Below are 11,984 nucleotides of genomic sequence, written 5' to 3' on the forward strand. Positions count from 1 at the left end.
TCTTAAGTGGGTACAAGTAGCTTCCAATCTCGACAGGTCAGTCGAGTTGTAGAGCGTATCATGACCGAACCAAGCCGCCCGAGAGTGAAGTATGTTATCGGGCCTGATGGAAGTCCGTTAACCATTGCGGATCTTCCACCGACCACCACCCGTCGATGGGTCATCCGCCGCAAGGCCGAGGTGGTCGCCGCCGTCAGGGGCGGTCTCCTCAGCCTCGAGGAGGCCTGCCAGCGCTACACCCTCACCACTGAGGAGTTCCTGAGCTGGCAGTTCTCCATCGATCAGCACGGTCTGGCCGGGCTGCGCACCACGCGCATCCAGCACTACCGCCACTGAGCCGGAAGACGGCCGGGCTCAGCGCCCGACCCCGTCCCAGCCCCTCCGAACCCGGAAGCCGCGTCCCCTCACCCGGGCGCGGCTTTCGCGTTTCCGGGGGGCGTTCATGTCCGCGCGCCCCACTTCGTTCACGATTGTTAACCCGGCGCTAACCACGGCCCAGGCAAATTTTGCCGAGCGGGTGCCGGCAGTCCGGCGCCGCGTCTCGGGTGGGTGCGTCGCGTCGTGAAACCGGTCCTCGACCTCGTGACAAAGTTGGGCCCGGCGCGCCTCGCCGCCATGGCCGCCGTCACGATGACGCTGATCGGCTTCTTCGCCTTCGTCATCCTGCGGGTCTCGAAGCCCGACATGGGCGTGCTCTTCGCCGACCTGTCGATGTCCGATTCCTCGGCGGTGATCCGCGACCTCGACGCGCGCGGAATCAAGTACGAGACCAAGGGCGACGCGGGCCAGACCATCCTCGCGCCGCGGGCCGACCTGCCGCGCCTGCGCATGGACCTCGCCGGCAAGGGCCTGCCGAGCGCCGCCGGCGTCGGCTACGAGATCTTCGACAAGGGCGACGCCTTCTCGTCGACCAACTTCGTCCAGAACGTGAACCACCTGCGCGCCCTCGAGGGCGAGCTGTCCCGCTCGATCCGCGCCATCGGCCGGGTCCAGGCGGCCCGGGTCCACCTCGTGATCCCCGAGCGGCGCCTGTTCGAGCGCGACCGCGAGACGCCGAGCGCCGCCATCGTCCTGAAGCTGATGGGCGACCTCGACCCCTCCCAGGTCCGAGCCATCCGCCACCTCGCGGCCTCAGCCGTCGAGGGCCTGAAGCCGGAGCGGGTCTCCATCGTCGACGAGCGCGGCCGCCTGCTGGCCGATGGCGCCCGCGGCGCCGAGTCCGAGACCGGGGCCGGCATGGAGGAGAAGCAGGTCGGCATCGAGCGCCGCCTGCGCGCGCAGATCGAGGAGATCGTCGCCGGCATCGTCGGTGCCGGGCGCGCCCGCATCCAGGTCAGTGCGGAGCTCGACCTCAACCGGATCGAGAGCCGGTCGGAGAGCTTCGACCCCGAGAGCCGGGTGGTGCGCTCGACCCAGACCCGCAGCGAGAATTCCCTCACGGGCGGCGCCGAGGGCGCGGTCAGCGTCGGCAACGAGCTTCCGGGCGCCAATCAGCCCGGCCAGGCGCCGGCGCAGAAGGATTCCACGAACAAGAACGAGGAGACCACGAACTACGAGATCTCCCGGGTGACGAAGACCGAGGTCGCCGAGGGCGGTCGGGTCAAGCGGCTCTCGGTGGCGGTGGTGGTCGATGGCGCCTACGTGCCCGGCCCGGACGGCAAGCCCGTCTACCAGCCGCGCCCGGCGGCCGAGGTCGACCGCATCGCCGCCCTGGTGCGCTCGGCCATCGGCTTCGACAAGGCGCGCGGCGATCAGGTCGAGGTGGTGAACCTGCGCTTCGCCGAGACGCCGGCACCGGCCGAGTTCGCCGAGCCGTCGCTGGTCCAGTCGCTGCTGGCCCCCTCGAAGGAGGAGGTCATGCGGATCGTCGAACTCGGCGTCCTGACGATGCTGACCCTGATCGTCCTGATGGCGGTGGTGCGCCCGCTCCTGAAGAAGGTCCTGGCCTCGGAGCCGATCCAGATCGCCCTCCTCTCCGAGGGCGCCGGCGCCCTGGCCGCCGGCGGCGAGGCCCTGATGGCCCCGCCCGACAACCCGACCGCGCGCCTCGTCGATTTCGCCCAGCTCAACGGCAAGGTCCAGGCCGAGACCGTTCAGCGGGTGGTCGACATGGTCCGCGCCAGCCCGAGCGAGACCGTGGAAGTGCTCCGCAACTGGATTCACGAGAACTGATGCGCGCCCTCTCCCCCGCACCGACCAAGAGGCGTTGAGACCATGTCCTCGGGATTGAACATCCAGGCGGAACTCGCCAAGGGCAGCAACGGTGCTTTCGGCGCCATGACGGGCGCCCAGCGCGCCGCCGCGCTCCTCCTGCTCCTCGGCGAGAGCGAGGGCGCGCCGATCTGGCAGATGCTCGACGAGGACGAGGTCAAGCTCGTCTCGCACGCCATGGTGCAGCTCGGCTCGCTGGAAGCCGAGACGGTCGAGAAGCTGATCGTCGACTTCGTCTCCCGCCTCTCCTCCGGCGGCGGCATCACCTCGAATTTCGAGCGGACGGAATCCCTGCTCCTCAAGATCTTCCCGACCGACCAGGTCTCCTCGATCATGGCCGAGATCAAGGGCGCCTCGGGCAAGCGCGTCTGGGCGAGCCTGACCCAGATCGATCCCGAGATCCTGGCCTCGTTCCTGCGCAACGAATACCCGCAGACGGTGGCGGTGGTGCTCTCGAAGGTGCGCTCCGACTACGCCGCCAAGGTGCTGACCATCCTGCCCGAGGAGTTCGCCATCGACGTGCTGAACCGGATGCTGCGGATGGAGACGGTGCAGAAGGAGGCCCTGCGCCACATCGAGGAGACCCTGCGCGTCGAGTTCGTCTCCACCATCGCCCAGACCACCCGGCGCGACGCGCACGAGCTCATGGCGGACGTCTTCAACGCCTTCGACCGGCAGACGGAAGGCCGCTTCCTCACGGCCCTCGACCAGGCCAATCGCGGTTCGGCCAAGAAGATCCGCCAGCTGATGTTCACCTTCGAGGACTTGTTGAAGCTCGATGCCGGCAGCGTCCAGACCCTGCTGCGCAAGGTCGACAACGAGACCCTGTGCCGGGCCCTCAAGGGCGCCGACGAGCGGGTGCGCAACTTCTTCCTGAAGAACATGTCCACCCGGGCGGCCAAGAACATCACCGACGAGATGGGCTCCCTCGGGCCGATCCGCCTCAAGGACGTCGATGAGGCTCAGGCCAAGATGACCGAGCTCGCCAAGGAGCTGGCCGAGAAGGGCGAGATCATGATCGCCAAGTCGAGCGGCGAGGAGGAGCTGGTCTATTGAACGCGCGCCGCTTCCTCTTCGACACCGACTTCCGGCCGAGGCCGGACAACCCCGCCACCGTCAAGGAGGCCGCGGCCCTCGCCGAGACCGTCGCGCGCGCCGAGGCCGAGGGCTACGCCCGCGGCCTGCGCGAGGGCCAGGTCATGGCCGAGCAGCAGATCCAGGCGCGCCTCTCGGACGCCCTCACCCGGCTCGGCCTCGCGGCGGCCGGTCTGATCGGGCAGTCGGACGCGCGCGACCAGGCGCGGGAGGACGAGGCGCTCGACTTCGCCATCCTGCTCGCCCGCAAGGTCGCGGGCGAGGCCCTCGACGCCCAGCCCCTGGCGGCGATCGGCGACGCCGCGCGCGCCGCACTCCAGCACCTGCGCGGCGTGCCCCACCTCGTCGTGCGGGTGCACGAGAGCCTCGTCGACGATTCCGAGGCTCTGGTGAAGCGTCTCGCCCGCGAACGGGGCTTCGAGGGGCGCCTCGTGGTGCTCGGCGAACCCGATCTCGCCCCCGGCGACGCCCGCATGGAATGGGCCGATGGCGGCGTCGTCCGGGACCGGGCCCAGATCGAGGCCGCCGTGCTCGCCGCCCTCGGAATTCCCGCCTGACGCCCCCGCCCGACGCCTCTGCCCGACCCGATCTCCGCTCCGGAAAACCCCTATGTCCGACGATTTCAGCCTGCCCCAGCTCAACGGCGGCGACGCCTCTTTCGACGGCCTCGGCACCGAGTCGATTCGCGAGACGCCGACCACGCCGAAGAGCGCCGCCGACCTGGAGCAGGTCTTCGACGTGCCGGTGGTGGTCTCGGCGGTGCTCGGCTCCTCGCGCATGCCGATCGGCGACCTGCTCCGGCTCCAGCCCGGCGCAGTGCTGGAACTCGACCGCAAGGTCGGCGAGGCCATCGACATCTTCGTGAACAACCGCCTCGTGGCGCGCGGCGAGGTGGTGCTGGTCGAGGACCGCCTCGGGGTCACGATGACCGAGATCATCAAGAGCGACCACTGACACTCCCCGCCCTTCCGGCCGCCGCGCTTCTCGCGCGAAGCCACACCTGACGGAGATTCCGGGCCATGCGGCTACTCATCATCGGACGGCTCAACGGCGAGCTGATCACCGCCTCCAAGATCGCCATGAACCGGGGCGCGGCCGTCACCAACGCCGAGAGCCTCGCCCAGGGGCTCGCGGTGCTACGGGCCAAGGGGGCCGACCTCATCATGATCGACGTCGCCCTGGCGATCCGCGATCTGGTGACGGCGCTCGCCGAGGAGCGCATCCGCACCCCCGTCATCGCCTGCGGCGTCGCCACCGACGCCAAGGCCGCGGTCGCCGCGATCCAGGCCGGCGCGCGGGAATACATCCCCCTGCCCCCGGATCCCGAGCTGATCGCCGCCGTCCTGCAGGCGGTGTCCGAGGACGGGCGCGCCTTCGTGTGGCGCGACGCCTCCATGGAGAAGGTGGTCAAGCTCGCCGAGCAGGTGGCCCGCTCGGAGGCCTCCGTGCTCATCACCGGCGAGAGCGGCACCGGCAAGGAGGTCCTGGCCCGCCACCTGCACGGCAAGTCGAACCGGGCCAACCGGCCCTTCGTCTCCGTCAACTGCGCGGCGATCCCCGAGGCGCTGCTCGAATCGGAGCTGTTCGGCCACGAGAAGGGCGCCTTCACGGGCGCCGTGGCGCGCCGCATCGGCCGCTTCGAGGAGGCTCACGGCGGCACGCTCCTCCTCGACGAAATCTCCGAGATGGACGTGCGCCTGCAGTCGAAGCTGCTGCGCGCCCTGCAGGAGCGGGTCATCGACCGGGTCGGCGGCACCGCGCCGGTGAAGGTCGACATCCGCGTGCTCGCCACCTCGAACCGCAACCTGGTGGAGGAGGTCCGCAAGGGCACCTTCCGCGAGGATCTGTATTACCGGCTCAACGTCGTGCACCTGCGCCTGCCGGCGCTCCGCGAGCGCCCGGCCGACATCCTCGAACTGGCGGCGCACTTCGCCAAGAAATACGCCGAGGTGAACGGGGTGCCGGTGCGGCCGCTCAGCGCCGAGGCGCAGGGACTGGTGCGCGCCAATCCCTGGCGCGGCAACGTCCGCGAACTCGAGAACACCCTGCACCGGGCGGTGCTCCTCGCCTCCGGTCCGGAGATCGGCCCCGACGCCATCCTCACGCCCGAGGGCGACAGCATCGCGCCGGTCGCGGCCGGGCCGGCCGAGCGCGCCGCCCGGGTGGCGGAGGCCGCGACCCGCGGCCTCGTCGGGCAGACGGTGGCGCAGGTCGAGTGCGACCTCATCCTCGACACGCTCGATCATTGCCTCGGCAATCGGACCCACGCCGCCAAGATCCTCGGCATCTCGATCCGGACCCTGCGCAACAAGCTCAACGAGTACGTCGATGCCGGCCTGTCCGTGGCCGAGCCCGGAAGCGTGCGGGCGGTGGCGGCCTACGGCTGACCGCCGGGCTGCCCCGCGCCCCGGGGTGCAGGCCTACGAGGCGCCGTGGACGCGCTCGCCGGCCATCTGGACCGCGTGGGCGCGCTCCAGCTTCTCCAGCGCGTGGAAGCGGGCGATGTCGGCCTCCACGTCGCGGATCGTCTCCTCCACGAGGTGCTGCTGCAGGGCGCTGCGCGGGTCGTTCGGCTCGAGGCCGTCCCGCGCCTGAAGCCGCTCCACCGCCTGCTTGACGACGCCGTAGACCGCTTCCCGCTCGGTGCGGGACATGGTGGGATTGACCGCGCGGGCGATGAGATCGGTGAATTCGGACATGCGGCGGTGCGGGGCGGATCGATGCTCGGGACGGGCTAGAGGCGCTGGTCGTTGACGCCGGCGATGATCAGGGCGATCGAGCTCCAGACGACCAGGCATCCGAAGAAAACGACCATGATGCTGTAGCCGCGCTGTGGGAAGATCGAATCGTCCGGCAGGGCCGGGTCCACGAAGGTCGCGAGGTAGATCTGCTGCTTGTTCGCCGCGATGCGGGCGCGGTCGACCATCAGGTTCGCCGATTCGTTGAGCTTGGTGGCGATGGTGCGCTCGACCTGGAGGCTCTCGTATTCCAGCAGCGCGCGGGTCATGTTGGTGGCGGAATCTGCCCCCGACAGGCCATCGGTGGTCAGCTGGCCCGTGAGTTTCTGGATCTGCTGATCCAGGGCCGCGACGGTCGAGGCCAGGTTCTGGATGCTGCGCGACTTCTCGTCGAGGCTCGATCCGCGCAGGACCGCGAGGTCGGATTCAGCCTTCAGGCGGTCCTTCCGCAAACCGGCGATCGTCGTGAGGGTGGATTCCGCGGCCTTGGCCGGGTCGATGATGCCCCAGCGGTTGCGGAAGACCTGCAGCGCCAGGTGGGCGTTGCGCAGGCGCTCCTGCGCCTTGGCCGCCTCGGCCTCGGCGTGCTTGACCATATCGGCCTGCGCCCGCCGCGAGATCTCGTTGATCAGCGCCTCGCTGCGTTCGACGATCGCGCGGTTGATGGTCAGGGCGTCCTGGGGTGTGAAGGCGCGGACGCTGAGGGTGATGATGCCCGAGAGCACTTCGATCCGCGTGCCGACATGCTTGTTCCAGTACTTGACCAGCTCCTCCATGGGCTCGCCGACGCGGTAGCGCGTCCAGAAGTCGGCTTCCGGTCGCGAGAACATCTTCGAGACCTGCAGGCGCTCCTCCATCGTGGCGACGATCGCCCGGCTCTCGACGAAGTCGCGGATGATGAAGCTGTCCTGGCTGTTGTGCTTCATGATCAGGTCGGAGAACTGCCCGCCCGAGCTTTCCTCCATCGGCTCGACGTTGCCGCGGACGGCGAATTGCGAGATCGCCACGTACTGATCGGCGGCGAAGGCGTAGAAGTAGATCCCCGCGAGGGCGGTCGGCAGCAGCACGAAGAGGCCGAACTGTCGCACCAGGCTCTTGATCAGGTTCTTCGGCTGGCTCGACGGCGGCCGGATCCCGGGCAGCTGGCGCCAGTCCAGCCGCTCCTGCGCCCGGCGCAGGAGCGCGGGGACGCGGCTCCGCGAGACCGGGTCGACGGTTTCGGCATTGCGCCGCAGATCGGGCAGCGAGCGCAGGGCGACGTCGATCACCCCCCGCACGCGATCCTTCTGCTTGACCTCCTCGGCACTCATCAATTCAGGTTCCCGAGACACGGCTCGATCAGGGCAGGCTGAGGAATCACCGTCAGGGACGGCGAGTCTGCACGGGGTTGAGGACGATGCATATGGTCACGCCTGCGGAGCCCCCGCGCCGCCCTCGTGTTGAGCGGAGGACTCCTTCGTTTTTCGGCCCTTTTTAAGGCGCTTCGCCGGGGCGCCGCGTCACGCGGCGGCGGCAGGGAACATCGGTGACGGCATGGAAGACACAGGTGGGACGGCGCGCCCGGCGCGGATCCGCATGGCACGCGCCGGGTTCTCCGAACTCGTGCTCGTCTGCGGCAAGTGCGTCAAGCGTCAGGGACTGAAGAAGGGCTCGGTGCGCCGGCTGCTGCGGCGCGAATTGAAGGCGCGCGTCCCGTCGCGCAAGCTCCGGGTCGTGGAGGTCGGGTGCCTCGGCCCCTGTCCGAAGCGGGCGCTCGCGGCCGCCACCGCGGACAGTCTCGCCAAGCGGCGCATCCACCTGCTTGACCCGGCGGCCACGCCGGCCCAATCGATCGACGCGCTGTTCCCCGATTTCGGCCCCAAAGGCTGCCTAAGCTTGGCGGACGCCCCGACCACGGACCGCTAGGTCGGACCGCGGCGTTCCGGGCGCGGGTGCTCCGGGTGGGGGTGCCGGGAGACCCACCCGGCGGGACGGGGCCGGGCCGGACGTTCCACGGGACGGATTGCGCTCGGACCGACGTTTCTCGAACCGGACGATGCGTGACCGATCGGATGCCTGACGAACTCCGCACCACCGCGACACGCACGGCCGAGCGCCCGGCTTCCCGGCCGCCCTGGCCCGCCCGCCTCGGACGCCACGTCCTGCGCCGCCTGCCCCTGGCCGGAACCCTCCTGGGCCTCGCCCTCGGGATCTGGCTGATCGCCACCAACGATCTCGCCGCCGTCGCCGACGCCTTCGGCCGGGTCGGCCCCGGCGGCCTCGCCGCCATCGTGCTGGTGCGGGTGGCGGTGATCCTGCTGTGCGGGCTCGCCTGGGGCTGCGTGATCCAGGGCCTGACCGGCCTGGGACGCGCCGGCACCGGCGCCTTCGTCCTGCTGCGCTTCGTCCGCGAGGGCATCAACGTGCTTCTGCCCGTCGCCTCCGTCGGCGGCGACGTGGTGGGCGGCCGCCTGCTGACCTTCTGGGGCACCGCCGGCACCCTCGCGGCGGCCTCGATCCTCGTCGACATGCTGTTCCAGGCCGGCACCCAGGCCGTGTTCGCGCTGGCGGGCGTCGGGCTCCTTCTCCAGGTCGGGGGCGAGGCGGCCCAGGCCCTGGCGACCTGGGTCCTGCGGGTGCTCGCGGTCACGGCCCTGCTGCTGGCGGCCTTCCTGGCGGTCCAGCGCAGCCCGGCCGCGCGGGCACTCGGGCGCCGGGCCTTCGGCCGGTTGCGCCGGACCTTTCGCGGCGATGGCGCCGAGGCCTCGCCGGCGGGCGGGGGCGTCTACGACGCCCTCGACGCCGTCTGGGCGCGCGCCCGCTGGGGTCGGCTCGCCGGGTCGATCCTGCTTCACCTCGCCGCCTGGGGGCTCGGCGCCCTGGAGATCTGGATCGCCCTGGCCTGCATCGGCGTCGAGTCGGTGAGCTTCACCGAGGTCGTGGTGATCGAGGCGCTGAGCCAGGCGATCAAGTCGGCGGCCTTCCCGGTGCCGAGCGGCCTCGGGGTGCAGGAGGGCGGCTTCGTCCTCCTCGGCAGCCTGTTCGGCATCGATGCGGGCACCGCCCTCGCCCTGTCGCTGATCAAGCGCGTGCCCGACGTCGTTCTCGGCCTGCCGGCCCTGCTGCTCTGGCAGGCCCTGGAGGCGCGACGCGCCATGATCCTGCCTCCGGCGACGTGACGCGGCCGACATGGATTCCTCACCGCGCGGGCCGTCGGCCGTGCCCGTCGGCCTGGCCGCGACGCTCCTGCCGGTGGCGGCCCTTCTCGGCAGCATCGTCTCCCTCAGCGTCGGCACGTCCTTCGCCAAGCACCTGTTCCCGGTCCTGGGCGCGGAGGGCACCACCACCCTGCGCGTCGGCCTGTCGGCGCTGATGCTGGTGGCGCTCTGGCGGCCCTGGCGCCTGCGCCTGAGCGGTGCCGATCGCCGGTCGCTGCTGCTCTACGGGGCCGTCCTGGGCGCGATGAACCTGCTGTTCTACCTGTCGCTGCGCACGATCCCGCTGGGACTCGCCATCGCCATCGAGTTCTCCGGCCCGCTGACGCTCGCCCTCGCGGTGTCGCGGCGGGCCATCGACTTCGCCTGGATCGCCTGCGCCGTCCTGGGCCTGTCCCTCCTGCTGCCCCTCGGCGGCGTCTCCACCAGGCTCGATCCGATCGGGGTGGGCTGCGCCCTCGGCGCGGCCCTGTGCTGGGCGCTGTACATCGTCTTCGGGCAGCGGGTCGGGCATCTCCACGGCGGGCGGGCGGTGGCCATCGGCATGTCGGTGGCGGCCCTCGTGGTGATGCCCTTCGGGATCGCGAAGGCGGGCGCGCTGCTTTTGGAGCCGGCCATGCTCGGATTCGGCCTCGCGGTGGCGGCCCTGTCGAGCGCCCTGCCCTACACCCTGGAGATGGTCGCCCTGAAGCGGATGTCGAAGCAGAGCTTCGGCGTGCTCCTCAGCCTGGAGCCCGCGGTCGGCTCCCTCGCCGGCCTCGCGATCCTCGGTGAGCGTCTCAGCCCCACCGAGTGGCTGGCGATCGCCCTGATCGTACTGGCATCCCTGGGCAATACGGTGAGCAGCCACCGCGGGCGCGTCGCCGCGGCGGCTGCGATGACCCCGACCTGACCCTTGCCCGCAGAATCGAACGCCCGCCCCAAACGATTCAGGGCCGCCGAAGCGGCCCTGCGCCGGATCGGGGGTCCCGCCGGATGAGGGCCTTTCGCCCCGCCTCAGGCGGCGCGCACGGTCTGGAGGAAGCGGGCGACCTCGGTGTTGAGGTGCTCGGACTGGTGCGAGAGTTCGGAGGCCGCGGACAGCACCTGACCGGCTGCCGTGCCGGTCGCTTCCGAAGCCTGGGCCACGCGCGCGATGTTGCTCGTCACCTCGGTCGTTCCGGTGGAAGCCTGGGCGACGTTGCGGACGATCTCCTGGGTCGCGGCACCCTGCTCCTCGACCGCGGCGGCGATCGAGGTGGCGACCCCGTTGATTTCGCGGATGCGCGTCGAGATCGAGCCGATGGCGGCGACGGCCTGGCCGGTGACGCCCTGGATCTGGCCGATCTGCGTCCCGATCTCCTCGGTCGCCCGCGCCGTCTGCGAAGCGAGTTCCTTGACCTCGGTGGCGACGACCGCGAAGCCGCGTCCGGCCTCGCCGGCGCGCGCCGCCTCGATGGTGGCGTTGAGCGCGAGGAGATTGGTCTGGCTCGCGATGTTCGAGATCAGCCCGACCATGTCGCCGATCCGGGCCGAGGCCTGGCTCAGGGCCTGGACCAGCTGCATCGTCTGGTCCGCCTCGCCGACGGCGGTCTGGGCGAGGTCCGACGAGCCCGAGACCTGCCGCCCGATCTCCTGGACCGAGGAGCCGAGTTCTTCGGCCGCCGCGGCCACCGTCTGCACGTTGGCCGCCGCCTGCTCGGCCGCGGCGGCGACGCTGACGGACTGGTTCGCCGTCTCGGCCGCCGTCACCGTCATGGTCTGCGCGGTCGCCTGCAATTCGGTCGCCGCGGACGAGACCATGCCGACGATGCCGCCCACCGCCTGCTCGAAGGCATCGGCCATCTGGCGCATGCCGGCCTTGCGCTGCTGCTCGGCATCGAGGCGCGCCTGGGCCGTCTCGGCCTCGAGCTGGCGGGCCTGGATCATGTTCTCCCGGAAGACCAGCACGGCGGCCGCCATGGCGCCGATCTCGTCCCGGCGACCGGTCGCCGGGACCTCAGCCGCGGTGTCGCCCGAAGCGAGCCGGCGCATGGCGCCGGTCATGTGCGACAGCGGCCGGCTGATCGCCAGGACCAGCATGACGACGGCGCCGCTCGCGACGAGAGCGGCGAAGAGGACGAAGCCCAGCATCTGGCTCCGCGCATTGTCGTAGGCGCCCTGTGCCTGGGCGCCGCTCGCCGCCGCCGCCGCGACCTCGATCTCCGAGAGCTTGGTCAGGCTGGCCACGACGGTCCGCATCGTGTCGGACATCGTGGTGTTGTACTGCTCCTGCGCCGTCGACAGGTCGCCCCGCTCCGCCGCGGCGAGGCCGTCGGCCTGCTGTGCGAGGTAGGTCGCCAACTGGCGCTCGAAGGTGGCGTAGATCTCGCGGGTCGACGCGGCCTGGATCTGCTGGGCGTAGCGCGCCTGCTGCGTGCCGAGTTCGGCGAGCCGCTGCTGGATCATCGCCAGAGCCTCCGCCTTCTGCTGCGGGGTCTTGGCGGACAGCACGCGGCCGCCGTTGATGCGGATGCGAAGGGTCGCGGCCTGGATCGCCCCGATGGCTTGCGTGGCGGGAAGCCGACCCGTCCGCAGTTCGGTGGCCGCGCTGTTGATGGTCTCGATCTGTTGGTAGGCCAAGGCGGCCAGACCGAAGATCAGGATCAGCATCACCGAGAAGCAGGCGATGAGCTTGCCCTGGAGCGATGTCGCGATACGCATTATTGTTACTCTATCTTATCCCAGATGAAATATTACTCCTCGTAATCCTTTCATGAAATTTCGA

Annotated in this window: 12 protein-coding genes; 9 read left to right on the forward strand and 3 right to left on the reverse strand. The window is 70.4% G+C overall.

Annotation, left to right across the window (positions count from 1 at the left end):
• The first annotated feature begins 60 nt into the window (after positions 1–60).
• The 6 genes from sciP (at position 61) to flbD (ending at position 5,693) form a co-directional block, all read left to right on the forward strand.
• Positions 61–336 carry a CtrA inhibitor SciP gene (sciP, locus tag ASF49_RS16460; RefSeq protein ID WP_018044452.1) on the forward strand — a complete coding sequence of 92 codons (276 nt, stop codon included), beginning with the start codon at positions 61–63 and terminating at the stop codon, positions 334–336.
• A gap of 225 nt (positions 337–561) precedes the next feature.
• Entirely contained in the window at positions 562–2,172 is a 1,611-nt protein-coding gene (gene fliF, locus ASF49_RS16465) for a flagellar basal-body MS-ring/collar protein FliF (protein WP_056475583.1), read from the forward strand.
• A gap of 42 nt (positions 2,173–2,214) precedes the next feature.
• The gene (gene fliG / locus ASF49_RS16470) at positions 2,215–3,267 is read left to right on the forward strand and encodes a flagellar motor switch protein FliG (protein WP_056475168.1); all 1,053 of its coding nucleotides are present in this window, start codon (positions 2,215–2,217) and stop codon (positions 3,265–3,267) included.
• Complete coding sequence (locus ASF49_RS16475) at positions 3,264–3,863, forward strand: FliH/SctL family protein (protein WP_056475171.1); 600 nt, start codon at positions 3,264–3,266, stop codon at positions 3,861–3,863. Before fliG ends, ASF49_RS16475 begins: the two co-directional genes overlap by 4 nt.
• 52 nt (positions 3,864–3,915) lie before the next feature.
• The gene (gene fliN / locus ASF49_RS16480) at positions 3,916–4,260 is read left to right on the forward strand and encodes a flagellar motor switch protein FliN (protein WP_055958008.1); all 345 of its coding nucleotides are present in this window, start codon (positions 3,916–3,918) and stop codon (positions 4,258–4,260) included.
• Between the two features lie 65 nt (positions 4,261–4,325).
• Complete coding sequence (gene flbD / locus ASF49_RS16485) at positions 4,326–5,693, forward strand: sigma-54-dependent transcriptional regulator FlbD (RefSeq protein WP_056475173.1); 1,368 nt, start codon at positions 4,326–4,328, stop codon at positions 5,691–5,693.
• 33 nt (positions 5,694–5,726) lie between these two features.
• Here the strand turns inward: flbD and ASF49_RS16490 are convergent, their stop codons facing one another.
• Positions 5,727–6,005, reverse strand: coding sequence for a hypothetical protein (locus tag ASF49_RS16490; protein ID WP_056475176.1), 279 nt, complete (start codon positions 6,003–6,005; stop codon positions 5,727–5,729).
• 35 nt (positions 6,006–6,040) lie between these two features.
• Entirely contained in the window at positions 6,041–7,354 is a 1,314-nt protein-coding gene (locus ASF49_RS16495; protein ID WP_056475179.1) for a hypothetical protein, read from the reverse strand.
• A 265-nt stretch (positions 7,355–7,619) separates the two neighbouring features.
• Here ASF49_RS16495 and ASF49_RS16500 point away from each other — a divergent pair, with 265 nt between their 5' ends.
• The 3 genes from ASF49_RS16500 to ASF49_RS16510 all read left to right on the forward strand — a co-directional run bounded on the left by ASF49_RS16500 (position 7,620) and on the right by ASF49_RS16510 (position 10,130).
• Positions 7,620–7,949, forward strand: a complete 330-nt coding sequence (locus ASF49_RS16500; protein WP_243214583.1) for a (2Fe-2S) ferredoxin domain-containing protein — start codon at positions 7,620–7,622, stop codon at positions 7,947–7,949.
• Between the two features lie 146 nt (positions 7,950–8,095).
• Positions 8,096–9,202, forward strand: a complete 1,107-nt coding sequence (locus tag ASF49_RS16505; RefSeq protein ID WP_056475188.1) for a lysylphosphatidylglycerol synthase domain-containing protein — start codon at positions 8,096–8,098, stop codon at positions 9,200–9,202.
• A gap of 10 nt (positions 9,203–9,212) precedes the next feature.
• Positions 9,213–10,130, forward strand: a complete 918-nt coding sequence (locus ASF49_RS16510; RefSeq protein ID WP_056475190.1) for an EamA family transporter — start codon at positions 9,213–9,215, stop codon at positions 10,128–10,130.
• A 104-nt stretch (positions 10,131–10,234) separates the two neighbouring features.
• On the opposite strand, the gene ASF49_RS16515 is transcribed toward ASF49_RS16510, so the two are convergent.
• Positions 10,235–11,920: a methyl-accepting chemotaxis protein gene (locus tag ASF49_RS16515; protein ID WP_056475194.1), complete on the reverse strand. Its 1,686-nt coding sequence runs from the start codon at positions 11,918–11,920 to the stop codon at positions 10,235–10,237.
• Positions 11,921–11,984: the final 64 nt, after the last annotated feature.

The sequence above is a fragment of the Methylobacterium sp. Leaf104 genome (genome assembly GCF_001422885.1).
GTDB lineage: Bacteria > Pseudomonadota > Alphaproteobacteria > Rhizobiales > Beijerinckiaceae > Methylobacterium.

Excerpts from the sequence above, each read along its gene's own strand:
- sciP (WP_018044452.1), top strand. The coding sequence starts at position 61 with ATGACCGAACCAAGCCGCCCGAGAGTGAAGTATGTTATCGGGCCTGAT.
- fliG (WP_056475168.1), top strand. The coding sequence starts at position 2,215 with ATGTCCTCGGGATTGAACATCCAGGCGGAACTCGCCAAGGGCAGCAAC.
- fliN (WP_055958008.1), top strand. The coding sequence starts at position 3,916 with ATGTCCGACGATTTCAGCCTGCCCCAGCTCAACGGCGGCGACGCCTCT.
- flbD (WP_056475173.1), top strand. The coding sequence starts at position 4,326 with ATGCGGCTACTCATCATCGGACGGCTCAACGGCGAGCTGATCACCGCC.
- ASF49_RS16490 (WP_056475176.1), bottom strand. The coding sequence starts at position 6,005 with ATGTCCGAATTCACCGATCTCATCGCCCGCGCGGTCAATCCCACCATG.
- ASF49_RS16495 (WP_056475179.1), bottom strand. The coding sequence starts at position 7,354 with ATGAGTGCCGAGGAGGTCAAGCAGAAGGATCGCGTGCGGGGGGTGATC.
- ASF49_RS16500 (WP_243214583.1), top strand. The coding sequence starts at position 7,620 with ATGGCACGCGCCGGGTTCTCCGAACTCGTGCTCGTCTGCGGCAAGTGC.
- ASF49_RS16505 (WP_056475188.1), top strand. The coding sequence starts at position 8,096 with ATGCCTGACGAACTCCGCACCACCGCGACACGCACGGCCGAGCGCCCG.
- ASF49_RS16510 (WP_056475190.1), top strand. The coding sequence starts at position 9,213 with ATGGATTCCTCACCGCGCGGGCCGTCGGCCGTGCCCGTCGGCCTGGCC.
- ASF49_RS16515 (WP_056475194.1), bottom strand. The coding sequence starts at position 11,920 with ATGCGTATCGCGACATCGCTCCAGGGCAAGCTCATCGCCTGCTTCTCG.